Raw genomic sequence first — 24410 nt, forward strand, 5'->3', positions numbered from 1 at the left:
CCAGCAGTGGCGCGGTCTGGCGGGTTTATCCCCCTGAAGAGGGGTGTCCGGCATCCGCCGGGTGCGGATCGCGCATGCGGTCGCGTTGCGCCAGGGCCGGGAACAGCCGCATCCAGGCTGCCACCACCAACAGCGTGCCGAGGCCGCCAATCACCACCGAGGCCACCGGCCCAAGCAGCCCCGCCAGCATGCCCGATTCGAATTCGCCCAACTGGTTGGACGCGCCCACGAACACGGAATTGACTGCGCTCACGCGCCCGCGCATGGCATCGGGCGTATCGAGCTGCACCAGCGAAGTGCGGATCACCACACTGATCATGTCGGACGCCCCCAGCAGCACCAGCGCCAGCATCGACAGCGGCAGCCAGTGCGACACCCCAAATACCAGCGTCGCCAGCCCGAACACCGCCACGGCGGCAAACATCACCCGGCCGACGTGCCGATCCAGCGGACGGTGCGCCAGGAAAAGCGCCATGCCCAGCGCCCCCACCGCCGGCGCCGAGCGCAGCAGCCCCAGCCCCCATGCGCCTGTGCCAAGGATGTCGCGCGCGTAGATCGGCAGCAGCGCCGTCGCGCCGCCCAGCAGTACCGCAAACAGGTCGAGCGAGATGGCGCCCAGCACCACCGGCCGCCCCTTGATGAACGCAATACCCGCGAACAGCGATTCGAGGCTGACCGGCGTGCTGACGGGCGCCGCCCGCTCCATCCGTACCAGCGCCAGCAACACGTGCGCGAGCAAGAACAGCCCTGCTGCCGTGGCATACACCACCGGCGCGCCTGCCACGTAGAGAAAGCCGCCCAGCGCCGGTCCCAGGATCACGCCGGTCTGCCCGGCCGAACTGGACAGCGCCACCGCGCGCGGCAATGCCTGCAGGGGCACCAGCGTCGGCAACAGCGCTTGCAGCGTCGGCGTCTCGAACGCTCGCATCGCGCCAATCACCACCACGCACAGGAAGATCGGCTGCACGCCTGCGTGCCCATTGGCTGCCATGACGGCCAGCGCGAGCGCCACCAGGGCTTCGATGGCCTGGCAGGCGCGCACGACGTACCGCCGGTCGTAGCGGTCCGCAATATGGCCGGAGGCCAGCACCAGCACCACCGACGGCAGAAACTGCGCCAGCCCGACCAGCCCCAGCACATAGGCGCTGCGCGTGAGGTCGTAGATCTGCCAGCCGACGGCCACCCCGAACATCTGATACGCGAAGGTGGTGGACAGCCTGGCGAACCAGAACAGCCTGAACGCGGGATAGGAAAACGGCGCATGCGACAGCGTTTGCGCAGATGCGGAAGAGGAAGCGGGGGAAAGACCGGCGTCGCCAGACACGTTGGATGTGCGCCGGTATCCGGCGATCAATGAAGGAGGCGGAAAGGAGGCGTGAAGCGTCCGTCATCGTAGCGGAAGTCGCCCCCTTGTAGCCGCCCGCGCGGGTACGCGGCTTGCGAAACTGCTGGCACATCATTACAGGAGATTTCATCATGGCCACGCACAACGCCCGGTCAAAGCCGGCGCCGCCCAGATCGACGGCCAAGCCGAAGAACCACCGTTGGTCGCGCCACGTCATGGAGACCAGCGACGCGCTGGACATCGAACCCGATATCTTCAAGTTGCGCAGCCCCGCGCGGATTGCGGCGTCGCTCAAGGCATCGGCCGAGCATAGCCGGCGGCGCAAGGGGACGGCATTCCAGTCGGCCATGTCAATGCTGACGTTCTATATCAATCGGGCGGCGCACAACCTCAGCGGCGGGCGTCGCCGGATTCTGGAACGTGCCAAGGATGCTCTGCGAGCCGAATTTGGCCGCCGTGCCCAAAGCACGGCCAAGGCCCGGCATTGATGGAAGGGGCGACGCCGCTCAGATGGTCAGCATGACGCTGAGCAGTTGGCGAGCCACCGCCTTGTAGTCGGCGTTGTCACTCTGCGGCGAATACGTGGACAGTGTCTTGCCCCGGTATTTGACGGTCACGATGCCGTTGCGGGTTGAATAGGTGGCTTCGATGGTCCGGCCGCCGCGCTCGAGATTGAAGGGGATGGTCTCAGCGATCAGCCGTGCGGTTTCTTGCGTGGCCGGTGAGGGCGGCACGGCCGACAGCGGCGGGTATGAGGCGAGTGCTTGTTGTTCGGGGTGGCGCATGGCGCCTCCTCTTTGGGGAAAACGGATATGCACTCCAACGCAGGTTCCGTACCAGCCCCGTTGGGCGCGGACATGCCGAGTGGCCGCCCGAAAAGTGGCACATCAACGGCAGCGGGGCGCTCGACATGCGCGCGGGTTTGACGTCACGCGTCGGTCCGTTGACGATATTTGTCAGATTTGTAAACGCAATTAACCGCCAAAAATTTTAGGCCCGTGTAAATCCGGGCTATCAAGGCGGGGGGACAGGTGCCATTCTGGTAAGTGCCATGCCGCGCGCATCAAACCAACCACATGCACATCGCGCCTTGCAGGCACCCCTGCCGACGTTCCAACCATGCCAATAAGGAGGCAATATGGGTTCCCATACCTACAAGTTGATCGAGCTGGTCGGCTCTTCTCCCGAGTCCAGCGATGCGGCGGTACGCAATGCCATCGCACGGGCAAGCGAAACGCTCAACCATCTGGATTGGTTTGAAGTCCTGGAAACGCGTGGCCATCTCGTCGACGGCAAGATCGCGCATTGGCAGGTGACGCTCAAGGTCGGGATGCGGCTGGAGACGCTGGAAAGCGAAAAGCCCGCCGGCAAGAAGAAGGGCAAATAGCGGGTGAAGAAAAAGGCGGCCCGGATTGCTCCGGCCGCCTTTTTCACGATGACTGCGTTGCAGCGTTATTGAGCCTGCGTGAAATCCAGCGCGTTGGTCAGGTCGCCCATCGGCTTGTTGCCGTTGGAGACGAGCGCGTCGTCACGTTGCTTGATACCCGGCAGCGTCGGCAGGTCGAAGCGGTGCGTGATCAGGCGCAGGACCGAAGCCGTGTCGTACTGGGTGTGGTCAACGAAACCCTTCTTGGCGAACGGCGAGACGATGATCGCCGGGATACGCGTGCCCGGGCCCCAGCGGTCGGCCTTCGGCACCGTGGCGTGGTCGTAGAAGCCACCGTTTTCGTCATACGTCACGACGATCACCATGTTCTTCCACTGCGGGCTCTTCTGCAGCTGGGCGATCACGTTGACGATGTGCGCGTCGCCGTCAGCCACATTGGCGTAGCCCGGGTGCTGGTTCAGGTTGCCTTGCGGCTTGTAGAACGTGACGGCGGGCAGCTTGCCTGCGGCTGCGTCTTGCAGGAAGGCGGCGTCGTAGTCGCGCAGGTGGGCCGCACGCTCGGCGGCGCCGGTGGTCGTGGCCGGGTCGAAGCGGCTGAAGTAGTTGAACGGCTGGTGGTGCGGCTGGAACTGGATCGCGCCGCTGTAGATCACGCTGCGCGTGGTGTTCGGAGCGTCGGCGATGGCCGCGTTCCAGGCGCCGGCGTACCAGGCCCAGTCCACGCCACGGGCGGTCAGCAGGTCACCGATGTTGGTGGTCGACTGCTTCGGCATCGTCGACGCCTTGGTCGGATCAGCATAGGCTGCGTTGCCGCTGGCTACGGCGTTGCCCGAGGGCTGGTACGGCGGCTGCATCGTGTTGACGGCGTACGAGTTGCCGTTGCTGTCGACCGGCGTCAGGCTGCCGTCCTTCGTGGGATTGCCATCGTCGCCAGCGCCTGCGTATGAGGTCGGCGCACCGGCCATCACCGAGCTTGCAGCCGGGATGAGCGTCGGGCTGCCGTCTGCATTCGTCTTGACGTTGGCAATGCTGTTGACCGCCGGCGACGCCTTTGCGTTCGGGTAGATCGGTGCGCACGCGCAGACCAGGTACTGGTGGTTCAGGAACGAACCGCCGAAGGCGCCCATGAAGAAGTTGTCCGCCAGCGTGTATTGCTTGGCGATGTTCCACATGGCCATCTTGCTGCCGTCGTAGTAGCCCATGGTCAGGCCGCCGGCATCGGCAAAGGCGGCGAACTTGTCGTTCTTGCCGCCGTTGATCTGCATCTGGTTCTGATAGAAGCGGTGCCAGAGGTCACGCGTGATGACGTTCTGGCCGACCACCGTGCCCGTGCTGCCGAAGCCCGACGGGCTGTCGATCTGGAACATCTGGTTCGGCATGTTGGCGGTGGAAGCCTGCGTGATCTGCACGCTCTGGCCGGCGGCGGTCACGCCACCCCAGGTGGGCGGCAGCGTCGGCAGCACGGAGCCGTCGAAGTCTTTCTGCGCAACGGCAGTGCCCGTCGAGGTCGGGTTCACACCGGGGATGCCATTGGCGCCCGGGAACAGGCCGTACAGGTTGTCGAAACCGCGGTTTTCTGCGTAGATGACCACGATCGTTTTGACGTTGTTTGCCAGCGCCATGCGCTTGGTCACCCCGTCGTGCAGGCGCTTGTCGATGTCGCCACCATTGGCAACGGCGTCAGCGATCAGATCGATGGCCTGGTCGATCTCAGCCTGCAGCGCAGTTTTGGTGTCAGCGTCGGTTTCCTTGTTGTGGTCTTCCAGCAGCTTGTCGATCGTCACGCCAAGGCGAGCGGCCAGTGCCGTCTTGGCAGCGTTGATGTCACCGCCGTTGCTGTCCATCAGCACCGCCAGTTCGGTCGAGATGGCGCTGACAACAGCATTGGCACCGGCCGGTGCGCGGAACACCAGCGGCTGCGTGATGGCCGTATGCGTACCCTTGTCCGGGTCGTTGCGGAAAGCGTCCGTGCCGATTTCCACGGTGATGGCGCCCGTGCCCGACAGCGAGTACGCGCCGTTGGCATCGGTATAGGTGCTGGCTTCACCCGAATCGCACTTGCCGTTGTTGTTGGCGTCGATACAAACTTTGGCATGTTCGAAGTAGCTGCCGGTCACCACGCCAGAGGTGGACGCGGAGGCACTGCTGTTCGAATCACTGCCACCACAGGCAGACATGCTGGCAGCAACCAACGCGGTCAGCGGCAAAAGACGAAGCGCTCGGCTCATGATTTCCCTGGATTGTTGTGTGGGGGACGAAAGCGAGCCGGAGTCTGTGCTTCGTGTGTGACAAGTTGATGATGAGAACGCTGGCGTGGAGCTGATTTCGCCCCAGTTGAGCGTGATGACCATCGTCAGGATGAGCAGGGGTACCACCGATCGTTTGAAGACATTTGCCACCACGGGTCATCTCCAAGGGCTGACGTGACAGACGTTTGACGACATCAAAGTGTCATGGCCGCCGTGCTAAGTTGCAAGGTTTGCAAAATCCCGCCTGTCGAAAATGTCCCGTGTGCTGCCCGCTGCAACGTTTCGCGTGATCGCCGTATCGGCGCTTGCCGGCGTGGTCGTCGTGTTGTGCGGGTGCGGGCGGGGCGATCCTGCGGCCCATGCCGCAACCGTGGCGGCTTCGGCACCAGCAGCGGTGGCGCCATCGACGGCGGCGGGCGTAAAGCCCGCAGCGGCCCCTGCCTACGAGAAAGCCTTCTACACGATGATGGCTACGCGCCGCCCGTCGGTGCCTGCAATGGCGGCGCTTGGCAAGGCGCTGTTCTTCGATCCTGCCCTGTCTGCCTCGGGCAAGCAGGCCTGCGCCAGCTGCCATAGCCCGACACATGCCTATGGCCCACCGAACGATCTGTCGGTCCAGCTTGGCGGCACGGGCATGAACAAGACGGGCGTGCGCGCAGCACCATCGCTGCGCTATCTGCAGAAGGTGCCGCCGTTCTCCGAACACTTTTACGAGAGCGACGGCAACGACTCGGAAGACCAGGGCCCGACCGGCGGCTACACGTGGGATGGCCGCGTGTCGTCCACGCACGACCAGGCGCGCATCCCGCTGCTGTCGGGGCACGAGATGGCCAACGGAACGCAGGCCAGCGTCGTGGCCAAGCTGCGCAATGGCCGCCACGCGCAGACGTTCCGCCAGGTATTCGGCAACGACATCCTCGACAACGAAGACACCGCCTTCCGCGCGGCACTGATGGTGCTCGAGGTCTTCCAGGAAACACCGTCCGAGTTCTATCCGTATGACAGCAAGTACGACGCGTTCTTGCGCAAGCAGGTGAAGCTGTCGCCGCAGGAGTTGCGCGGGCTGAAGGCGTTTGCCGATCCGGCCAAGGGCAACTGCGCGTCGTGCCACGTGAGCGCCATCAAGCAGGACGGGGCGTTCCCGGCCTTCACCGATTTTGGCCACATCGCCGTGGGCGTGCCACGCAATCGCTCGCTGGCCGCCAATGCGGATCCGAAGTTCTTCGACCTGGGCCTGTGCGGCCCCGACCGGACCGATCTCAAAGACCGCACGGACTATTGCGGCCGCTTCCGCACGCCGTCGCTGCGCAACGTGGCGCTGCGCAAGACGTTCTTCCACAACGGCGCCATCCACTCGCTGGAAGACGCGGTGCGCTTCTACGCCCAGCGCGACACGCAGCCGCAGAAGTGGTACCCGCGCAAGGCTGACGGCACGGTCGACAAGTTCGATGATCTGCCGACCCAGTACCGCGCCAACGTCAACATGGAGCCGCCGTTTGGCGGCAAGCCGGGCGACAAGCCTGTGCTGTCCGAGGCCGACGTGCGCGACATCGTTGCGTTTCTCAAGACGCTCACCGACGGCTATCGCCCCGTGCGGGCGACGCAATCCGGCAGCCAAGGCGGCAGCCGCGTCGCACAGCGCTAAGCCTCGCAATCCAAGCCCCGCGGCCCGTTTGTTGCAACACCTTGCGACGGATTCGCGCAAAGCCGTGCTTGCGCTGCGGTTATCATCGGCGGATCGTCTTTCTGCTGTCTTCTACTTCCCGCTATGACCTGGCTTGCTGACCCGTCCGTCTGGATTGGCCTGTTTACCCTGGTGGTGCTCGAGATCGTTCTCGGCATCGACAACCTCGTTTTCATCGCCATCCTGGTCAACAAGCTGCCGCCGGCGCTGCGCGACCGCGCCCGCGTGATCGGGCTGGGGCTGGCCTTGCTGATGCGCATGGTGCTGCTGGCCGCCATGTCTTGGCTGATCGGGCTCACCAGGCCGTTGCTCACGCTTGGGCCGGTCGATCTGTCGGGCCGATCGATCATCCTGCTGCTGGGCGGCTTCTTCCTGCTGTTCAAGGCCACGTCCGAACTGCACGAACGCCTGGACGGCCAGCCGCAAGACGAAAGCCATGGCAGCGGCCACGGCAAGTTCTGGAATGTCATTGTGCAGGTGGTGATTCTCGATGCGGTGTTCTCCATCGACTCCGTCATCACTGCCGTGGGCATGGTCAACGACCTGCCGGTGATGATGGCGGCCGTGGTGGTCGCCATGGGCGCCATGCTGTTTGCCTCGCGCCCGCTGACGGAGTTCGTCAACGCGCATCGCACGGTGGTGGTGCTGTGCCTGAGCTTCCTGCTGATGATCGGCTTCTCGCTGGTGGCCGAGGGCCTGGGCTTTCATATTCCCAAGGGCTATCTATATGCGGCCATCGGTTTCTCGATCCTGATCGAGTTCTTCAACCAGATGGCCCAGCGCAATACCGTGCGCTACGAGCGCCGCCGCCCGCTGCGCGAGCGCACCGCCGATGCGGTGCTGAGCCTGTTGGGCGACCGCCGTGGCGCGCCGGCGGAGTCCGAATCGCACGAAGCGGTTTCGCACGCGGCTGGCCAGTCCGTGCCCGAGACCGTGTTCCGTCCGGAAGAGCGCAGCATGGTCAGCGGCGTGCTCGACCTGGCCGAGCGCTCGGTGCGCTCGATCATGACGCCGCGCCACGATATTTCGTGGGTGGATCTGGATGCCGACGTGGCCGTCACGCGCAAGTTGCTGCTGGCGGTGCCGCACAACCAGTTTCCGGTGTGCCGCGGCGGGCTGGATGACCTGCTGGGCGTGGCGCGCGCCAAAGACCTGATGGGCGATCTCGACACGCGCGGCTCCATCGACGTGGACCGCAGCGTGAAGCCCGCGCTCAAGGTGTCCGACAACATCGGCATCCTGCGCCTGATGGATCAGCTCAAGCGTGCGCGCGGGCGCATGCTGGTGGTGACCGATCCGCTGGACGTGGTGCAAGGTGTGGTGACGCCCATCGACGTGCTCGAAGCCATTGCGGGTGAATTCCCCGATGAAGACGAACGCCTTGGCGTAGTGGAAGTCAGCGATGGCTGCTGGGAAGTCGCCGGCGAGGCGGACCTGCGCCAGCTCGAAGACGTGCTGCACGTCGAGTGGCTGCTTGACGAAGGCGGCGGCGCCACGAGCCTGGGCGGCTATCTTTTCAACCAATGGGACCGCCTGCCTGAAGTGGGCGACACGCTGGTGCGCCACGATCTGCGTTTCCAGATCCTCGAAGCCGGCAGCCGCCGCATCGTGCGCGTGCGCATCGAGCGCATGGAAGATGTGACGGCACCCGAGGCGGAAGCCTAAGACGTCGTCGATGAAAGCGGCCTTGGTGCGCGCGCCAAACCAAGGCTGAGCACACCTGCCAGCACGCACGCAATGCCGCCTACCTGACGCGTGCTGACGGCCTCGCCGAGCAGCGTTGCTGCGAACAGCACGGCTGCCACGGGTGCCAGCGCGGTGAACAGCGATGCCTCCGCACCGCTGACGCGCGCAGCCCCGGTATACCAGAGCATGAAACCACCGACTGTCGGCACGATGGCGTAGTAGGCCACCGCCATCAGCGCGTGCGTTGTCTGCACCGATGCGTGCAACTGCCAAGGCGCTTCCCACAGCGCGGGCACCAGCGCCGTCAGCAAACCGAACGCACTCATCAATGCCGACAGCGCAAGCGGCGGCACCGGCGTGCGCAGCCGCTTGTTGAGCAGGATGAAGAGCCCCTCGCACACCACGGCGCCCATCACCAGCAGGTTGCCGAGCAGCGGATGTGTCGCGTCGCCGCGCGGCTGCAGGGCGATGGCCAACACGCCGGCGGTGGCCAGCCCAATCGCCCCCAGCACCGCGCGGCCGGGTCGTTCGCCCAGCAGCACGATCGCGATGAGCGCCGACATGACCGGCAGCGTGCCGACGATGACGCCTGCATCTGCCGCTGACGTGTGCCGCAGGCCCGAAATGAGCAGCGTCGTATAGCCCACGCTGCCGGCGGCTGCCTGCAGGAAGAGCAGTACCCAATCGCGGCGTGCAAGCACGGGCCAGCGCGTGCGGGTCATGCGCATGATGACGAGGAACATCGGCAGCGCCATCGCAAAGCGCAACGCTGTCGCCGTAAAGGGCGGCAAGCCCGCCGCGATGATCTTGCTGGCGGCCACGGTGCTGCCCACCAGCACCATGGCCAGCGCAAGGTAGAGGCAGCCTTCGAGTCGATTGGACAGTTTTGACATATCGCATCCCGCGTGTGTGGAAGCCGCAGGATGGGCCCACGCGATGCGTGCGTCTTGAACGAAATTGCAGGGGGGAGGGGCGGCAGATGCGGCTAGCGTGCCGCCGCCACCATGCCCGGCGATACGCCGTACTTGCGCACGAACTGCCGCGTCATGTGGCTTTGATCGGCAAAGCCGCAGGCGGCCGCCACTTCCGCCAACGGCTGGCCTTGGGCGATCAGCCGACGCGCCAGGGCCACGCGACGCTGCACCTGATAGGCGTGGGGCGTGAGGCCCGTGACGCGGGCAAAGCCGCGCAATACCTGGAAGCGGCTCAGGCCGGTCTCGTGCGCGAGGTCGAGCAGGGAGATGGCCGCGGCCGGGTCATCATCGATGCGGGTGCGGGCGAGCCGGATGGCATCGGGTGCTGCATCGCCATGTTTGCCGGTCGTCCGGTTCGCGGGATGCAGCGCCGCCGCCAGTACGGACAGCAGCAGTTGCTCGCGCAGCAGCGAGTCGTTTCGGGTGGCGGGCATCGTCATCTGCGCAAACAGCAGACGGACGCGCGGTGCGAGATTGGAGTCGCGGATGACCGGGCGGTCAAACTCAGCGTCGCCGTCGTGGCCGGGGTGCAGATCCGTCGCCAAGTCGGCGACCACGCCCGGGTCGAGGTAAAGCATGCGCCACGCGCGCCCGGCATCGCCGATGGGTGTGCCATCGTGCACTTCAAGCGGATTGACGGTGATGACGTCACCCGCGCCGGCTTCTACGGTGCCGCGTCCGCTGAATGATTTCTGCGCCCCGCGATCAACGATGCCGATGCCAAACTGGCCATGCGTGTGGCGCGGGAAGGTGTGACCGGAATCTGCGGCGACGGCTTCCACACCGCGCATGGCGCAGCGATGCATTGAAAACGCGAGGTTGGCCGGCCGGTTGGGCAAAGGCGGTTCCTTGTGAGGGGAATACGCGAATCTGTGGGTGCAGCGTGGCCGCAGCATACGCTTTCTTCGCATTTCGCTCATTTTTTGCCCACAGGCGGTTGGTATGCTGCGGCTTTCTGCGGCAATGCGCCCGGTAAGATCACGCCGTGCCTGCAGCCGGGCAGCGCGGGAATCGCGACCGCCAACGGCGCCCGACCGTCCCTGACTGATCCATGCGACCGTCTTTCGGTATCACCCCCAAGCTGTTCGTTGCGTTGTTCATGCTGAGCATCTTTGTTGCGCTCGCCATGGGCACGGCGGTGCGCTGGCGGTTTGACGCCAACTTTCTCGACTACGTGAACGCGCGCGAATCCGAGCGCATGACCGTGCTCGCGCAAAGCGTGGAGGCCGCCTACACGCAGCACGGCGGCTGGGATTTCCTGCGCGACGATCGCATGGCGTGGTTCCGCCTGCTGCGCCGCGAAGGCGCCCGGGCCCGCGCCAACGGCATGGGCGGCGACCGCTTCGACCTGCCACCGGGCCATCGCTTCGAGCCGCTCCCACCCGGCGCCGACCGTGGCATGGACAGAGACATGCCGCCGCCGCCCGGCCCGCCTCCCGCAGGCAGCATGCCGCCGCACCCGGCCGACGAGCCGCCGATGCCGCACTCGCCGATCTGGCTGTTTGATGCCCAGCGCAACGTCATCATTGGCGACGGGCTGCCGCTGGGCCCAAACGCGCGATGGCAGGAACTGCACCACAACGGCCAGACCGTCGGCTGGCTGGCCATGCCGCCGCGCGTACGGGTGCCCGAAGGCGCCGACCAGGCATTCCAGGTGCAGCAGTTGCGCGCCACGTGGATCATCGCGGGGCTGTCGGTCCTGCTGGCGGCGTTCATGGCGGTGCTGCTCGCACGCGGTCTGCTGGCCCCGATGCGCCGGCTGACGGATGCCGCGCGCCGCATGGCCGACGGCGACTACGCCACTCGTGTCGACGTGCATTCGCGCGATGAACTTGGCGGGCTCGCGGCGGATTTCAACCACCTTGCCGCGTCGCTGGAGGCCAACCAGAAGATGCGCCGTCAGCTCACGGCCGATATCTCGCACGAGCTGCGCACGCCCCTGGCCGTGCTGCGCGGCGAACTGGAAGCACTGGAAGACGGCGTGCGCCCGTTGACGGCCACCTCGCTCGCGTCATTGCAGGCCGAGGTGTCGACGCTCAGCAAGCTCATCGACGACTTGTACGAACTCTCGCTGGCCGATGTGGGGGCGCTTGCTTTCCACATGGAGCCGCTCGACCTGGCCGATACCGTGTGCGGCGCCGTGCAAGGCTTCACGCCACGCCTGATGGAAAAGGGCATTGCGCTGCAGCTGGATGTGTCGGCAGCGCCGTCGCATGCCACGATGGTCAAAGGCGATGCGCAGCGCCTGCGGCAGGTCATGCAGAACCTGCTGGAAAACACCCTGCGCTATACCGATGCCGGCGGCACGCTGCGCGTGCATGTCCATCAGGAAGATGACTGGCAGCAGATCGACGTGCAGGACAGCGCGCCGGGCGTGCCCGAAACGATGCTGCCGCGCATCTTCGATCGCCTGTTCCGGGTGGATGCCTCGCGCAGCCGGGCACAAGGCGGGGCGGGCCTCGGATTGAGCCTGTGCCAGACCATCGTTGCTGCACACGGCGGCACCATTGAAGCCAGACATTCGCCGTTGGGCGGGCTGTGGATCGCCATCCGCCTGCCTGTTCTTGATGTGCTTGATCCGCTAGCCGACCATGATTCTGATCATTGAAGACGAACCCAAGCTGGCTGCATTGATGACCGACTATCTGCGCGCCGCCCACTACGAGACCGAGTGGCTGGCCGATGGCACGCACGCAGCGCAGCGCATTCGCGAGACGGCACCCGAACTCGTGCTGCTCGACCTCATGCTGCCCGGCAAGGACGGCCTGGAGATCTGCCGGGAGGTGCGCGCCTTCAGCGAGGTGCCCATCGTCATGGTGACGGCGCGCGTGGAAGAAATCGACCGCCTGCTCGGCCTTGAGCTGGGCGCCGACGACTACGTCTGCAAGCCCTTCAGCCCGCGCGAACTGGTGGCGCGCATCAAGACCATCCTGCGGCGCGTACAGCGCGGTGGCGGCGTGCCGGAGAGCGCGTTGCACATCGATGCTGCTGCCTATGCCGCCACGCTGCGCGGCCAGCGCCTCGACCTCACGCCGGTGGAATTTCGCCTGCTGGCCGCGCTTGCGGGCGCACCGGGGCGCATCCTCTCACGCTCGAATCTGCTTGAGCAGATCTACGACGACCACCGCATCGTGACCGACCGCACGGTCGATACGCACATCAAGAATCTGCGCCGCAAGATGGAGCAGGTGAGCCCGGGCACCGAGATGATCCATTCCGTCTATGGCGTGGGTTACCGGCTCGACGCCTGAGGTTCAAGAAAACTCCTCTGTTTGCACACCTTCGGTGCAGTGTCGATGGCTACAGTGAGCACAAGGCTGGCGTGTCCGGCCGACGATCTCATCAGGAGCCTCATCATGATCGCTGTGACTTCCCGCCGCCTGGTCGCCGTTGTTGCCGGGCTTGTTTTCTCATGTGCCGCGGTGGCCCAGACTGCCGCACCGGGCGCGGCTCCGCTCTCGCCGATGCAGCCAGTGCCGCCGCACGGCCCCGGCATGGTGGGGCGAGGGCCGGGCCCCGCGTTCGGCCCAGGCGGTCCGCACGCCATGGGCCCGCATCATGGTGGCGCGCCTTTCCTGCGCGGCCTCACCCTGACTGAAGCGCAGCGCGACAAGATCTTCGCCATCGAATATGCGCAGATGCCGGAAGCACGCGAGCAGCACAAGGCCATCGAGCATGCCCGCCGCGATCTGCATCAGATGGTGGCATCGGGCCAATACGACGAAGCGCGGGCACGCGGTCTGACCGAATCGCTGGGCCGCGCCGTGGCCCGCGAAGCGCAACTGCGTGCGCAGGCCGGCGCCAAGGTCATGCAGGTGCTCACCCCTGAGCAGCGCAAGCAGGTTGCCGATCGTGAGGCCCGGCGTGTTGCCGAACGCCCACTTGAATATGACGAAAGTGCTCCGCCGCCGGAACTGGCTGCGATGTAATAAAGCGCGATCAGCGTTGGAACCGCTCTCGGTCGGCGGCGAGCGGCCCGTGAACGGATTCCTAGCGGTAGACCACCACTGGCACGTGCGCGTAGGTCAGGACCTTGCGCGTCTCGTTGCCGATCAACAGTCGCCCCATCAGGCTGCGATGCCCGTGCGATGCCATGAAGATGACGTCGCACGCGTGCCGCTCGGCCGCGTCAAGAATGCCCAGGTAAGGCTCGGCAAACTGCGACACATCGCTGTCGAACTGCACGCCTTCTTCTCGCGCCCGCTCTGCAATGCGCTCGATGCAGTCTTTGGCGTAGCCCTGCACCGTTTCCATGTAGTACGCATGCGGACACTCCCCCACGCCTGCCGAATAGGCCATGTTGGGAAATTCTTCAATGCACGTATAGGCGGTGAGGCGGCAGCCGGTGGCTCGCGCCAGCTCGAGTGCGCCGTCGATGGCCTTGCGGCACTGCTCGGAGCCGTCGGTCGGCAGGAGGATATGGGTAAACATGGCGGTCTCCATGGGGAACCCATCTCCACGTTACTGCGCCGGCCAATGCGCCTCTATCGTGGAAAACGCTAGTGCAGCACAGCATTTCGGCCGATATGACGACCGGTCGATCGCGGTGCACGGACGTTCGGATATTGACGTGGCAGCTTGCGGCCTACCCCCGTTGCCAGGCCTGCCGGTAGCGTGATGGCGACGCGCCAAGCTGGAGTGCAAATCGCCGGCTGAAATGGCTCGGGCTGGCAAAGCCGCAGCGCTCGGCAATCGTCGCCAGCGCAAGGGTGGTGGTGCGCAGCAGCATTTGTGCACGCGCCATGCGTTGCTGCATCACCCACTCATGCGGCGCGGCCCCGAACGACGCGCGAAACATCCGCGCGAAATGGAATTCCGACAGATTTGCTTCTGCCGCCAGTTGTCCGAGCGACAGGGGCAGATGCAGTTCGGCATCGATGCGCGTGGCAATGCGCCGGCACACGTGCGGCGCCAACCCGCCACGCACGGCGAGCGCCCGCGTGCGGCCCTGTGTCTGGACCAGATACGACAGCGTGTCGTTGGCCAGCGCGTTGGCGCGCATGCGGTCGTCCAGGTCGGTCCAATCGAGCTGGGCGATGTTCGCGCAGGCTTGTGCGAGATGCGCGTCTTCGATGAAGGTGCGGTCGTGCAGCGTGAACAGGCGAGGCTCCGCGTCGAGCAGACGCACGGCGTGCCCGGCCAGCGCGTCGGGCGCGAAATACAGATGAACGAAGCGCATCGGTTGCTCGATCACCCAGCTCGACTGGTGTTCGGCCGGCAGCATGCACACGCGGCCCGGCGCGCCGAACAGGTGCGGCAGATCTTGCCGGTGCGTCGTGTAGCCGCCTTGCAGATAGACCGACAGCGTGTGGTGCCCGGGCTGGATGTAGCGGGCCTCGTCGTGCTCGTTGCGCCAGATGGCGGCGGTCACGCCATCGCCCAGGTTGGTGACGCGCTCGAGCGATGCGCGCGAGCCGCGTGCAAGCGTGCCGAAGACGCTCGCGTCTGCGGTTACGCGAGGATCAGCAGGTTGGGTCGATGGGGACGTGGGGGCGCGGCGCACGCGTCGATGTTACCAACGATGGCACCGCGATGCGACGCAACGCGTCGGGGTGCTATCCGCCGCAGAGTTGGCGCGCGACTTCGCCCGCCAGGCCGATGCCATCCACGCGTTGCCAGCCGGCGTCGTTGGCGAGTTGCCTTTCGCTGACGGTCAGCGCGCCCTGGTACAGCTTGGCTTGCGAGACCGAAAACTGCCGGCTGCGGCAATCGACGGTGTACAAGAAATCGGCCATATCGCCGCGAAAGGCGCCGAACATGCGCTGCAGCGAACGCATGCCCGCGCGGTTCGACGCTTCCACACGCACCCATGCGCTGACTGGGCCACTGGGCATGCGCTGGATGCTGCTGACGTCGAGCGACGCGTAGCTGTCCGGCTGATTGGGCAGCGGGATCCAGCGCTCCGCGCCGGCCACCGGCATGGACAGCGCCGCCAGCGCTGCCAGCATGCCCGCCATGACTCGGTGCGCGAAGGCGAAGGGTGTCATCGGGGCTTGCCGCCCGGTACGGGGATGGCAATCGAGTCGGAGTGGCTGCAGGCCATCATCACGCCCGCCTTGTCGACGTCAATCATCACGGTACCGGGCTTGTCGGCCGTGCTGGGCGTGGCGGCCAGACTGCCCGACAGGCGCTGCATGATCGCTTGGCAGGTCGGGGCCGTAGAGGCAACGGTAGTGGCCTTCTGGGTCTTAGCGGCCGGAATTGGGGCGGCCACTGCCGCAGCCGCAGGCGGCGTGGAAGCGTGCGCGCGCGGCAACGCAACCAGTGCGGCCAGCACGCTCACGGCAATCAGCAACCGCGTGGTGCGCCGTGAAAGCGATCGATTGGGGGAGGACAGAGACGGCATGACAGTCCAGGCACGGGCATCCAAATTGCGCCTGCTAGGTCACGGGGCAGACGCGCTCTTTCGATCAATAACGGCACGCCGCGCGCGAACTTGACGCGGCAATCTGCCTCATGGGTCACTCTCGCGTGATTTTGCCTGCGCAAAGCGACTTCACGTGAACGACATAATCGGGCAGGTCGGAACATTCTCACCCATGTAGCGACCAACTAATAAGTCGGGGGATATTCTCCGGCGTCCTTTGTATCGCGAAACGGGCCGCACATGAGTTCGCACATGCCGATGATGCAAGCAGGCGGGATAAGCAGCAACGGGGTTCGTGCAGTGCCAAAACAAAGGGGTCGGCGGAAATGAAAATGGGATGGAATACCCGGTCTTTTCCGCCCTTTGTTTTTCCAAGGGGGCCACTATGATTTACAACATGGCGATGCAACGCGTTACTGCGTCGATTGCCCCATGGGTCGGTTCTCCTCTCTGGAACAGATCGACACGGTCCAGAGATTTCAACCCGCGCCTCGTCAACTGAGCGCGGGTTTTTTCTTGGGCAATGCAAACGTAGGGTGGCCACCACATGCGCGTCAGGGGTATCGCAGGCGACACCCTTCAGTTTTCCATCAGCGCGCCGTTGTGGTTAGGGTCGAGACACGTGTAGTCTCGCGACTCGCTTTCTCATTGCCGTCGCTGTTGCCGTTATCGCTCACGCCATCGCATTGCCCATGACCCAGTTCCTTCCGGCTCAGGCCGGAGCCTCTCCTGCAGACGTTGCGCCCAGCCCCGAGGCCGCCCAACGTCCGGTGGCGGTTACGGCCGGGGCGATGGCCGAAGGGCGTAATACCGATTTCGACGCGCTGTCGCGGCTGTCGTCCGACGCGGTATTGCTGACCGTGGATGGGCGCCTGGTGCAAGCCAACCCGGCCGCTGCCCGTCTGCTGGGCGCGCAGGATCCAGCGCAATTGGCAGGCCTGCAACTCGCCGGCCTGATTCATCCCGATGACGTTGCCCAGGTGGTGCCGCGCCTGGCGGGCATGGTGAGCAGCGGCGTGTCTGCCCAGCCCGTCGAGCACCGTCTCGTGCGTGCCGACTACACGCATGTTCTGGTTGCCAGCGAAGCCGCCGCGTGCGAGCACGAAGGCCAGCCCGCCGTCATGCTCGTGCTGCGCGAAGCCGTGTCGCGCCATGCGTTGGAGCGACACGCCGTTCAGGCGCGCGCCGAGGCGCTGCATGCGCGCCGCCTGCTCGCTTCGGAGAATGCCGTGCTTGCGCAACTTGCCTCCAACGCGACACTGTCGACCGTGCTGCGCCACCTGTGCCTGTACGTCGAGCAGGTCTACCCGAATGCCATGTCGGCGCTGTTGTTGCTGGATGCAGGCTCGCAGACCCTGCGTGTGGCCGCTGCACCCACGTTGCCTGCGGCCTATGCCGCCACGCTGGAAAACTCGCCTGTCGGTCCCGAGGCGGGCGCATGCGGTTGTGCCATGTACCTGGGCGACACCGTGTTCATCGACAGCATTGCGACCGACCCGCGCTGGCAGCGGGAGCGCACGGCAGCACTGGCGGCGGGTTTTGCTTCCGCCTGGGCGTTGCCGATCCGTTCATCGCGCGGGGACAAGCTTGGTGTGCTCGCGCTGTTCTATCGACAGCCGTGCATGCCCGTGGAAGAAGAACAGCATTTCCTTGACGACGTCACGCACCTGGCGGGCGTTGCCATCCAGAAAGACAACGTCGAACGTGGTCTGGCCGAAAGCGAAGAGCGCTACCGGCTGGCGATTTCGAACCTGCACGAAGGCGTCGTCATCATATCGCCGGACGGTGTGGTGCAGGCCGCCAACGCCAGCGCCGAGCGAATCTTGCGCGTCCGCCCGGGGCAGCTTGTCGGGCGTAACCGGCTCGACCCGATTCAACGCGTGGTGGACGAATACGGCAAGGAAATCGGTTCGACCATGATGCCGTCCGGGCAGGTGCTGCGCACTGGCGAGCCCATCTTCGGCCGCGTCTACGGGCTGTTGCTCAAGACGGGCGAACTGATGTGGGTGCGGCAGAACATCATTCCGATCCGTCGTCACGCCGAGCCCACGCCTAGCAGCGTGATGCTGTCGTTTGCCGATATCACCGACATCAAGCGCGCCGAGCAGCGCCTGCGCCATCTGGCCGCGCACGACGCGCTCACGGGGCTGACCAACCGCAGCTTCTTCATCGCGCACCTGGAAAGCGCCATTGAGAGCGCGCGCGACGAGAGCCGCGAACTGGCGCTCTTCTTCCTCGACCTTGACCGCTTCAAGAGCGTGAACGACACCGCGGGCCATGCCTGCGGCGACACGCTGCTGCAGAGCGCGGCCGCACGCCTGACCGACTGCATCGGCCCCGGCGACGTGATCGCCCGTCTGGGCGGCGACGAGTTCGTCATCCTCATCGACCAGCGTGTCGAGGGAAAGCGGATTGCCTTGCTGGCTGAGCGCTTGCTGCAGGCCATGCGCGAGCCGTTCGATACCGTCAACGGGCGGTATTACCTGGGCGTGTCGATTGGCGTGGCGCTGTATCCGCACGACGGCATTTCGGGTTCCGACCTGCTACGTTCGGCTGACGCCGCCATGTACCGGGCCAAGCAGAACGGCCGTAACCGTGCACAGTTCTACACGGCTGAACTGAACGCCCGCCTGCAACGTCGCTACATGCTGGAAAACGCGCTGCGTGACGCGCGCGAGAACAACGAGCTGCAGCTCGTCTATCAACCCAAGTACGACCTGGCCAGCCATCGCATCGTTGGCGCCGAGGCGCTGCTGCGCTGGAACAGCGCCAAGCTCGGAGCGATCTCGCCGGTGGAGTTCATTCCGGTGGCGGAAGAGACGGGGCTGATCGTGCCGATTGGCGCATGGGTCCTGCGCCGTGCCTGCGAGCAGGCCGTGATCTGGTACGAAGCACTGGGCTACGACTTCCGCATGGCGGTCAACCTGTCGGCGCGCCAGTTCCAGGCCGGCGATGTGGTGCCGATGATCGAGCAGACGCTGGCCGACTCTGGCCTGCCGCCCACCGCGCTCGAAGTCGAAATTACCGAAAGCCTGCTGATGGGTGGTGCGGATGAAGTCCGCCCCATGTTCGATGCGCTCACCGCGCAGGGCATCCGGATCTCCATCGACGATTTCGGTACCGGATATTCATCGCTGTCGTATCTGCAGCGCTTCCCGATCAGCAACGTGAAGATCGACCGCTCGTTCATCACCGGCATTCCGCACGACCCGGATTCGGTGGCGCTGACCGAGGCCATCGTCGCCATGGCCCGCGCCCTGGGCATGACGGTCACAGCCGAGGGCGTGGAAGACGCAGACCAGGTGGAGTTCCTCGCCAAGGCGGGCTGCCAGGAAATCCAGGGTTACTACATCGGTAAGCCGGTCACGGCCGAAGGTTTCGACCGTTTGCTGCGGGCGCACCTGTCGGTTGTGGATGCCGGCGTGCGCGCCGCGCTGGGCTGACCGCCCGACCCGAATCGCGCTTTTCCCACCGTTCACACCGGCGTTTCTGCCGTTCGTCGCAATCCGCTCCCGCGTGCGGGGGGCCGGCACCTACGCTGGCGTCATTCCAACAGGGAGACCGCCATGGTCGAATCGATCGCCTCCATCGTCTCGCATACGCCCGCCTGGGTGTTCGTCGTGTTTGCGGTGCTGATTGCCATTGGGGTGCGTCAGATGCAGCCCCGCATCGTGTCGCGCCGCCGCCTGATCGTGCTGCCGCTCGTGGTGGCCGCGTATTCGCTTTACGGCGTGTCGATGGCAAGCCATGGCAGCCCGCTTGCGCTCACGATGTGGCTGGTCGCGGTTGTCGTGGCGTTCCTGGTGACGTATATGTCGCCGCCCAACGGCGCCGTCTCTGAAACGGCCCGCACTGTGCGTGTGCCGGGCAGCTGGGTGCAGATGGTCGTGATCGTGGGCCTGTTCGCCGCCCGCTATGCCTACAACGTGATGCTGGCGATTCGCCCGGAAGTCTCGCACTCCGGCAGCTTCACGGCGCTGTTCAGTGCGCTGTTCGGCTTCCTGGGCGGGCTGCTGCTCTCGCGCTCGGTGCTGCTGCATGTGCGTACGCCGCGCCTGGCGGCGGCTTGAACCAGCAAATCGGCGTTAACATCCGGCATGTTGCAATCTCCATTCAAGACGGGACGACATGCTGGAACTCGATGGCACCATCTGGCTGCGCGCCGGTGAAGACAACTGGGGCGGGCGTGGCCGGATCGAACTGTTGGCTGCCATCGGGCAGACCGGCTCCATCACGGCAGGCGCCAAAGCCGTGGGCCTTTCCTACAAGGCCGCCTGGGACGCCATCGACACCATGAACAACCTGGCCGGCGAGCCGTTGGTGGTGCGCACCACGGGCGGCAAGGGTGGTGGCGGCAGTGTGCTGACGCCGCGTGCGCAACGGCTGATCGAGAGCTTTCGCGTGCTGGAAGCCGAGCACCGCCGCTTTGTCGAGCGCCTGGATGCGGCCGCGCAGGCCGCCAGTGAAGACGTCCACCTGCTGCGCCGCCTCATGTTGCGCACGAGCGCGCGCAATACGCTGTTCGGCACGGTCGAATCGGTCGCGCCGGGCGCCGTCAACGATGTGGTGACGCTGCGCCTGCCCGGCGGGCAGGCTGTCGCTGCCACCATCACCCAGGAGAGCACGCGCGTGCTGGGGCTGGCGCCGGGTGTGCAGGCCGTCGCGCTCATCAAGGCGCCTGCCGTGATGCTGATGCGCGGCGCCGGCGAGTGGCGCGTCTCGGCAGAAAACCAATTGCCGTGCGTGGTCACGGAAATCCGCGATGGTGCGGTGCAGGCCGAAGTGCGGCTGCGCCTGCTGGATGTAAGCGACCCGTCGGCGGCGGAAACCGTGCTGGTGGCCATGCTCTCGCGCACGGCGGTTCAAACGCTGGCGCTGGCTGAAGGCGTGGAAGCCGTGGCGGTGTTCGAGGCGTCGAGCGTGATCCTGGGATTGGCCTGACGCCCTCATGACGCCGAAAACCCTGCTGATCGTCTACCACTCGATGACGGGCGGCACGCGCCAGATGGCCGAGGCCGCGCAGGCCGGCGCGGCAGAAGAGGGCGGCGTGACTGTGCGCTTGCTGCACGCCGCGCAGGCGGGTCCCGACGATGTGCTCGCCGCAGACGGCTATCTCTTCGCGACACCCGAAAACCTCGCCGCCATCAGCGGCCAGCTCAAGGATTTCTTCGATCGCTGCTATTACCCTGCGCTCGACCGCATCAACGGTCGTCCATACGCGTGCCTGATCTGCGCGGGCAGCGATGGCCAGAATGCGGTGCGTCAGATTGAACGCATTGCCACCGGCTGGCGGCTCAAGCCCGTGGCCGAGCCGATCATCGTCTGCACGCATGCGCAGACGCCCGAGGCCATCCTGGCGCCAAAGCAGATTGGCGCAGAGGATCTGGAGCGCTGCCGTGCCCTCGGGCAGGCCTTGGCAACGGGGCTCGCGTTGGGCGTGTTCTGACGCTAGCGGTTCACCACCGCCGTCAGATGCGGATACGGCGAGAGTGGCGGCGCATCGGGCGCCCGCACGGCATCGGCTACGACGCGGCCATCGCGCAGCTCGAATACGTGGTCCCCGAAGATCTCCACATCGGCCGGGTCGTGCGTAATCATCAGCATCGGCACCTGCAGCCGCGCTTGCAGGGCAGACAGCTCGGAGCGCATGCGCGTGCGCAACGCCGGGTCCAGCGCGGCAAAGGGCTCGTCGAGCAGCAGCATGGACGGCTCGGCGATGAGCGCGCGGGCCAGTGCCACACGCTGGCGCTGGCCGCCGGAAATCTGTGACGGGTAATTGGCGGCAACGGCGCCCAACTCGAACGAGTCGATCCACTGCTGAACGCGCGGGTCATGTGCGCGGCGCGGCGGGTTGAACCACCCGCGCTTGAGCCCGAACGCGATGTTCTGCGCCACCGTCAGGTGGTTGAAGAGCGCGTAGTCCTGGAACAGATAGCCGACGCGGCGTTCCTGCGCGCTCAGGTTGATATTGTCGGCGTGGTCGAATAGCGTGCGGCCGTTCAGCACGATGCGGCCGCGTTGGGGTGTCATCAGGCCGGCAATGGCGCGCAGCGTAAGGCTCTTGCCGGCGCCAGACGGTCCGTACAGCACCACGCGCCGGCTGTCCGAGCGCACAGCAATATCGAGCGAGAACACGCGCGCCGCGCTCGTAAGCGTTTTTTGCACGACGAGATCGATCATGCCGCCGCTCATGCCAGCTGCTCCTGCAGGCTCGGTGCGCGCCCTTGCAGCAGGCGGCTGGCCACGACCAGCACCACGATGCAGGTGACCGAGGTGATCAGCACCAGCGTATTGGCCGTGGCGTCGTCGCCGGCCTGCACGGCTTCGTAGATGGCCACGGAGAGCGTCTGCGTGCGGCCGGGCAGGTTGCCGGCAATCATGAGGGTGGCACCAAATTCGCCCAGGGCACGGGCAAAGGCCAGCAGCACACCGGCTGCAATGCCGCGTGCAGCCAGCGGCAGCGTGACGCGAAAGAACACGGCGGCTTCGGGCAGGCCCAGCACACGCGCCGCGTTTTCCAGTTGATGATCGACGCCTTCAAAGGCGGCGCGTGCCGACTTCATGACCAGCGGAAACGCCACCACGGTGGAGGCGATCACCGCACCCTGCCAGGTAAAGACGAGCTGGATGCCCATGCTGTCGAGCCACCCGCCGATCGTGCCGCGCCGGCCCAGCAGCACCAGCAGGTAATAGCCGAGCACCGTCGGCGGCAGCACCAGGGGCAGCGTCAAGACCGAATCGATGACCTCGCGCAGGCGGCTGCGCGTGCGTGCGAGCGCGTAGGCCGCGCCCACGCCCAGCACGAGGTTGAGGACGGTCGCCCAGCCCGCCACCTTGAGTGAGAGCAGCAGAGGCGTCCAGATGGAAGCGGACATGCGGATACGTTGGGAAGGTGCCATCGGCCGGCCGGGTCATGCCCGCGAACGGCGCGGTGCGTTGGGTGCCGGCGACAGATTGGGTGAGTTATCCGAAATATAGGGTTGGATATAACGCCAGGTCAATCCTGGCATGTTACGCAGCACTGCGCGAAAGTCGCATGGCCGTAGGTCGCAGGCAGTCCACAGCAAAAAAAAACGCGGCCGAAGCCGCGCAGATCTCGCTTTCCAGAGAGAGAGAGGGAGCAATGCCTGGTTACTGTTGCGCCACCGTTGCGGGCTGGGCCGCGGTGGCTGCGTTAGCCGGTGCAGCCGGCGGCAGATCCCCCCAGCCACCGCCCAGCGCCTTGATGAGCCCCACCGTGGAGTTCACGCGGCTGCCGGCCAGCTGCACGCCGATGCGTTCGGCGGACAGCATGTTGCGCTCGGCATCGATCACGTCCAGGTAGTTGACCGACCCCGCGTTGTAGCGCGTGCGCGAGAGTTGCGCGGCGCGCGTGGAAGCGCGCACGGCGTCGTCCTGTGCCTTGGCCTGATCGGCCAGCAGACGCAGTTCCGAGAGGTTGTCTTCCACCTCGCGGAAGGCGACGAGCACGCTTTCGCGGTAGTTGGCGACGTTCTCTTCATACGCGGCACGGGCCTGCTTCACGCCGGCGCTGCGGGCGCCACCGTCGAAGATCGGCAGCGACAGCGCGGTGCCGACCAGCGGGCCGAGAATCCACGTGCGGCTGCCCCACTTGAGCAGGTCGCCGATGTCGTGCGACTCGTAGCCGAAGCCGCCCGTGAGCTGCAGTTGCGGGAAGAACGCCGCGCGCGCCACGCCAATGCGTGCGTTTGCAGCCGCCATCGAGCGTTCGGCAGCGGCCACGTCGGGGCGGCGTTCCAGCAGGGCGGAGGGCAGGCCCGCCGGTACGCGCACTTCGGCCGATTGCAGCGGGTCTGCGCCCATCGTGAAATCGGCCGGTGCCTTGCCCAGCAGCGTTGCCAGTGCGTGCTCGAGCACCGCGCGACGGCGCTGTACGCCGATGCGGTCGGAGCGTGCCGTGGCCAGTTCGGCATCAGCGCGGGCGACGTCCAGCTCGCCGATGTCGCCGGTGTTGAAGCGGCGCTGCACGAGCTTGAGCGCCTCTTCACGGCCGACCAGCGTGCGGGACAGCAAGGCTTCTTCCGCGTCCAGCGTGCGCAGGCTGAAATACGTCTGCGCCACGTCGGCCTGCAAGGTCAGCCGTGCGGCACGGTACAGCGCCTCGACGCGCTCGGCGTCGGCACCGGCGGCATCGATGTTGTTGCGCACGCGGCCGAACAGGTCGACCTCATACGCCACGGTGGACTGCGCGCGCCAGTACGTCTGCGGCTGCACGGGCGCGCCGACCGGCAAGCCGGCCGATGCCGCCGACGCCCGCTGGCGCGTCGGGCCGAAGCCCACGTCCAGTTCCGGGAACAGCGATGCACGGTTGGCCTGCACGAAGGCGCGCGCCTGCGTCACGCGGGCGGCGGCGGCGGCCAGCGTGGGGCTGGCTTCAGCGGCCTGCGCTTCGAGCTTGTCGAGCGTCGGGTCGTTGAAGATCTTCCACCACGCGCCATCGGCGGGCAGGGCGGGCTCGGCGGTTTTCCACTTGCCTTGCTCGTTTGCCGCCAGCGGTGCATCGGTCGCCTGCGCAGGCTGCGCAGCTTCCTTGAAGGCGTTGGGCGTGCCAACGTCCGGCTTCTCGTAGGTCGGGGCGAGCGAGCAGGCCGCGAGGAACAGCGCGGCGGCCAGCGCCAGCGGAGTCCAGCGGCCCGCGCGCATGGCCGGACCTGTTTGTTGTTGTGTCGACGCGTTCATAGCGATGTCTTGATGAGT

At 65.9% G+C, this 24410-nt stretch carries 23 protein-coding genes; 11 read left to right on the plus strand and 12 right to left on the minus strand.

What is annotated here, in order from left to right; translation table 11 throughout:
• Positions 1–25 precede the first annotated feature (25 nt).
• Positions 26–1324 (minus strand): MFS transporter, encoded by a 1299-nt coding sequence (locus tag BEK68_RS13970; RefSeq protein ID WP_012430260.1) that lies wholly within the window; start codon positions 1322–1324, stop codon positions 26–28.
• Positions 1325–1476: 152 nt separating this feature from the next.
• Between BEK68_RS13970 and BEK68_RS13975 the strand changes: the two genes are divergently transcribed.
• The gene (locus BEK68_RS13975) at positions 1477–1833 is read left to right on the plus strand and encodes a DUF3175 domain-containing protein (RefSeq protein WP_012430261.1); all 357 of its coding nucleotides are present in this window, start codon (positions 1477–1479) and stop codon (positions 1831–1833) included.
• A gap of 18 nt (positions 1834–1851) precedes the next feature.
• Here the strand turns inward: BEK68_RS13975 and BEK68_RS13980 are convergent, their stop codons facing one another.
• A complete protein-coding gene (locus BEK68_RS13980) occupies positions 1852–2130 on the minus strand; it encodes a hypothetical protein (protein WP_004627470.1) in 279 nt (92 codons plus the stop codon).
• Between the two features lie 353 nt (positions 2131–2483).
• On the opposite strand from BEK68_RS13980, the gene BEK68_RS13985 reads away from it, so the two are divergent.
• Entirely contained in the window at positions 2484–2732 is a 249-nt protein-coding gene (locus BEK68_RS13985; protein ID WP_004627468.1) for a dodecin, read from the plus strand.
• Positions 2733–2797: 65 nt separating this feature from the next.
• Here the strand turns inward: BEK68_RS13985 and acpA are convergent, their stop codons facing one another.
• Positions 2798–4960, minus strand: a complete 2163-nt coding sequence (gene acpA / locus BEK68_RS13990; RefSeq protein ID WP_012430262.1) for an acid phosphatase — start codon at positions 4958–4960, stop codon at positions 2798–2800.
• A 274-nt stretch (positions 4961–5234) separates the two neighbouring features.
• On the opposite strand from acpA, the gene BEK68_RS13995 reads away from it, so the two are divergent.
• Both BEK68_RS13995 and BEK68_RS14000 read left to right on the plus strand, forming a co-directional pair.
• Positions 5235–6626 carry a cytochrome-c peroxidase gene (locus BEK68_RS13995; protein ID WP_012430263.1) on the plus strand — a complete coding sequence of 464 codons (1392 nt, stop codon included), beginning with the start codon at positions 5235–5237 and terminating at the stop codon, positions 6624–6626.
• A 123-nt stretch (positions 6627–6749) separates the two neighbouring features.
• A complete protein-coding gene (locus tag BEK68_RS14000) occupies positions 6750–8330 on the plus strand; it encodes a TerC family protein (RefSeq protein WP_004627460.1) in 1581 nt (526 codons plus the stop codon).
• On the opposite strand, the gene BEK68_RS14005 is transcribed toward BEK68_RS14000, so the two are convergent.
• Entirely contained in the window at positions 8327–9244 is a 918-nt protein-coding gene (locus BEK68_RS14005) for a DMT family transporter (protein ID WP_012430264.1), read from the minus strand. The two genes, BEK68_RS14000 and BEK68_RS14005, sit on opposite strands and share 4 nt — an antisense overlap.
• A gap of 92 nt (positions 9245–9336) precedes the next feature.
• Entirely contained in the window at positions 9337–10116 is a 780-nt protein-coding gene (locus tag BEK68_RS14010; protein WP_015855709.1) for an AraC family transcriptional regulator, read from the minus strand.
• Positions 10117–10376: 260 nt separating this feature from the next.
• On the opposite strand from BEK68_RS14010, the gene BEK68_RS14015 reads away from it, so the two are divergent.
• The 3 genes from BEK68_RS14015 (at position 10377) to BEK68_RS14025 (ending at position 13254) form a co-directional block, all read left to right on the plus strand.
• Positions 10377–11933, plus strand: coding sequence for an ATP-binding protein (locus tag BEK68_RS14015; protein ID WP_012430266.1), 1557 nt, complete (start codon positions 10377–10379; stop codon positions 11931–11933).
• Complete coding sequence (locus BEK68_RS14020; protein WP_004627453.1) at positions 11917–12576, plus strand: response regulator; 660 nt, start codon at positions 11917–11919, stop codon at positions 12574–12576. Before BEK68_RS14015 ends, BEK68_RS14020 begins: the two co-directional genes overlap by 17 nt.
• Positions 12577–12681: 105 nt before the next feature.
• Positions 12682–13254: a Spy/CpxP family protein refolding chaperone gene (locus BEK68_RS14025; RefSeq protein ID WP_012430267.1), complete on the plus strand. Its 573-nt coding sequence runs from the start codon at positions 12682–12684 to the stop codon at positions 13252–13254.
• Positions 13255–13315: 61 nt separating this feature from the next.
• Here BEK68_RS14025 and BEK68_RS14030 read toward each other — a convergent pair whose 3' ends face one another.
• From BEK68_RS14030 to BEK68_RS14045, 4 genes are all read right to left on the minus strand, one after another.
• Positions 13316–13756, minus strand: coding sequence for a universal stress protein (locus tag BEK68_RS14030; RefSeq protein WP_012430268.1), 441 nt, complete (start codon positions 13754–13756; stop codon positions 13316–13318).
• 154 nt (positions 13757–13910) lie between these two features.
• The gene (locus BEK68_RS14035) at positions 13911–14828 is read right to left on the minus strand and encodes a helix-turn-helix transcriptional regulator (RefSeq protein WP_004627447.1); all 918 of its coding nucleotides are present in this window, start codon (positions 14826–14828) and stop codon (positions 13911–13913) included.
• Between the two features lie 52 nt (positions 14829–14880).
• Positions 14881–15312, minus strand: coding sequence for a hypothetical protein (locus BEK68_RS14040; RefSeq protein WP_012430269.1), 432 nt, complete (start codon positions 15310–15312; stop codon positions 14881–14883).
• Positions 15309–15671, minus strand: a complete 363-nt coding sequence (locus BEK68_RS14045; protein ID WP_012430270.1) for a hypothetical protein — start codon at positions 15669–15671, stop codon at positions 15309–15311. The genes BEK68_RS14040 and BEK68_RS14045 overlap by 4 nt, the downstream gene beginning before the upstream one ends.
• A gap of 713 nt (positions 15672–16384) precedes the next feature.
• On the opposite strand from BEK68_RS14045, the gene BEK68_RS14050 reads away from it, so the two are divergent.
• The 4 genes from BEK68_RS14050 to BEK68_RS14065 all read left to right on the plus strand — a co-directional run bounded on the left by BEK68_RS14050 (position 16385) and on the right by BEK68_RS14065 (position 21138).
• The gene (locus tag BEK68_RS14050; RefSeq protein ID WP_012430271.1) at positions 16385–19135 is read left to right on the plus strand and encodes a sensor domain-containing protein; all 2751 of its coding nucleotides are present in this window, start codon (positions 16385–16387) and stop codon (positions 19133–19135) included.
• A 123-nt stretch (positions 19136–19258) separates the two neighbouring features.
• Positions 19259–19762 (plus strand): DUF6622 family protein, encoded by a 504-nt coding sequence (locus BEK68_RS14055; protein ID WP_012430272.1) that lies wholly within the window; start codon positions 19259–19261, stop codon positions 19760–19762.
• Between the two features lie 58 nt (positions 19763–19820).
• A complete protein-coding gene (locus tag BEK68_RS14060) occupies positions 19821–20633 on the plus strand; it encodes a TOBE domain-containing protein (protein ID WP_012430273.1) in 813 nt (270 codons plus the stop codon).
• A 7-nt stretch (positions 20634–20640) separates the two neighbouring features.
• Positions 20641–21138 (plus strand): flavodoxin family protein, encoded by a 498-nt coding sequence (locus BEK68_RS14065; RefSeq protein WP_012430274.1) that lies wholly within the window; start codon positions 20641–20643, stop codon positions 21136–21138.
• Positions 21139–21140: 2 nt separating this feature from the next.
• On the opposite strand, the gene BEK68_RS14070 is transcribed toward BEK68_RS14065, so the two are convergent.
• The 3 genes from BEK68_RS14070 to BEK68_RS14080 form a co-directional block, all read right to left on the minus strand.
• Positions 21141–21884, minus strand: coding sequence for a sulfate/molybdate ABC transporter ATP-binding protein (locus tag BEK68_RS14070; protein ID WP_012430275.1), 744 nt, complete (start codon positions 21882–21884; stop codon positions 21141–21143).
• Positions 21881–22567 (minus strand): molybdate ABC transporter permease subunit, encoded by a 687-nt coding sequence (modB, locus tag BEK68_RS14075; protein WP_004627431.1) that lies wholly within the window; start codon positions 22565–22567, stop codon positions 21881–21883. Before modB ends, BEK68_RS14070 begins: the two co-directional genes overlap by 4 nt.
• A 256-nt stretch (positions 22568–22823) precedes the next feature.
• Complete coding sequence (locus BEK68_RS14080) at positions 22824–24392, minus strand: efflux transporter outer membrane subunit (protein WP_280818261.1); 1569 nt, start codon at positions 24390–24392, stop codon at positions 22824–22826.
• Between the last annotated feature and the right edge of the window lie 18 nt (positions 24393–24410).

This window comes from Ralstonia pickettii (assembly GCF_001699815.1).
GTDB classification, from domain to species: Bacteria; Pseudomonadota; Gammaproteobacteria; order Burkholderiales; family Burkholderiaceae; genus Ralstonia; species Ralstonia thomasii.

Coding starts and splice junctions, on each gene's coding strand:
- BEK68_RS13975 (WP_012430261.1), top strand. CDS start 1,477: ATGGCCACGCACAACGCCCGGTCAAAGCCGGCGCCGCCCAGATCGACG.
- BEK68_RS13980 (WP_004627470.1), bottom strand. CDS start 2,130: ATGCGCCACCCCGAACAACAAGCACTCGCCTCATACCCGCCGCTGTCG.
- BEK68_RS13985 (WP_004627468.1), top strand. CDS start 2,484: ATGGGTTCCCATACCTACAAGTTGATCGAGCTGGTCGGCTCTTCTCCC.
- acpA (WP_012430262.1), bottom strand. CDS start 4,960: ATGAGCCGAGCGCTTCGTCTTTTGCCGCTGACCGCGTTGGTTGCTGCC.
- BEK68_RS13995 (WP_012430263.1), top strand. CDS start 5,235: ATGTCCCGTGTGCTGCCCGCTGCAACGTTTCGCGTGATCGCCGTATCG.
- BEK68_RS14000 (WP_004627460.1), top strand. CDS start 6,750: ATGACCTGGCTTGCTGACCCGTCCGTCTGGATTGGCCTGTTTACCCTG.
- BEK68_RS14005 (WP_012430264.1), bottom strand. CDS start 9,244: ATGTCAAAACTGTCCAATCGACTCGAAGGCTGCCTCTACCTTGCGCTG.
- BEK68_RS14010 (WP_015855709.1), bottom strand. CDS start 10,116: ATGCGCGGTGTGGAAGCCGTCGCCGCAGATTCCGGTCACACCTTCCCG.
- BEK68_RS14015 (WP_012430266.1), top strand. CDS start 10,377: ATGCGACCGTCTTTCGGTATCACCCCCAAGCTGTTCGTTGCGTTGTTC.
- BEK68_RS14020 (WP_004627453.1), top strand. CDS start 11,917: ATGATTCTGATCATTGAAGACGAACCCAAGCTGGCTGCATTGATGACC.
- BEK68_RS14025 (WP_012430267.1), top strand. CDS start 12,682: ATGATCGCTGTGACTTCCCGCCGCCTGGTCGCCGTTGTTGCCGGGCTT.
- BEK68_RS14030 (WP_012430268.1), bottom strand. CDS start 13,756: ATGTTTACCCATATCCTCCTGCCGACCGACGGCTCCGAGCAGTGCCGC.
- BEK68_RS14040 (WP_012430269.1), bottom strand. CDS start 15,312: ATGACACCCTTCGCCTTCGCGCACCGAGTCATGGCGGGCATGCTGGCA.
- BEK68_RS14045 (WP_012430270.1), bottom strand. CDS start 15,671: ATGCCGTCTCTGTCCTCCCCCAATCGATCGCTTTCACGGCGCACCACG.
- BEK68_RS14050 (WP_012430271.1), top strand. CDS start 16,385: ATGACCCAGTTCCTTCCGGCTCAGGCCGGAGCCTCTCCTGCAGACGTT.
- BEK68_RS14055 (WP_012430272.1), top strand. CDS start 19,259: ATGGTCGAATCGATCGCCTCCATCGTCTCGCATACGCCCGCCTGGGTG.
- BEK68_RS14060 (WP_012430273.1), top strand. CDS start 19,821: ATGCTGGAACTCGATGGCACCATCTGGCTGCGCGCCGGTGAAGACAAC.
- BEK68_RS14065 (WP_012430274.1), top strand. CDS start 20,641: ATGACGCCGAAAACCCTGCTGATCGTCTACCACTCGATGACGGGCGGC.
- BEK68_RS14070 (WP_012430275.1), bottom strand. CDS start 21,884: ATGAGCGGCGGCATGATCGATCTCGTCGTGCAAAAAACGCTTACGAGC.
- modB (WP_004627431.1), bottom strand. CDS start 22,567: ATGTCCGCTTCCATCTGGACGCCTCTGCTGCTCTCACTCAAGGTGGCG.
- BEK68_RS14080 (WP_280818261.1), bottom strand. CDS start 24,392: ATGAACGCGTCGACACAACAACAAACAGGTCCGGCCATGCGCGCGGGC.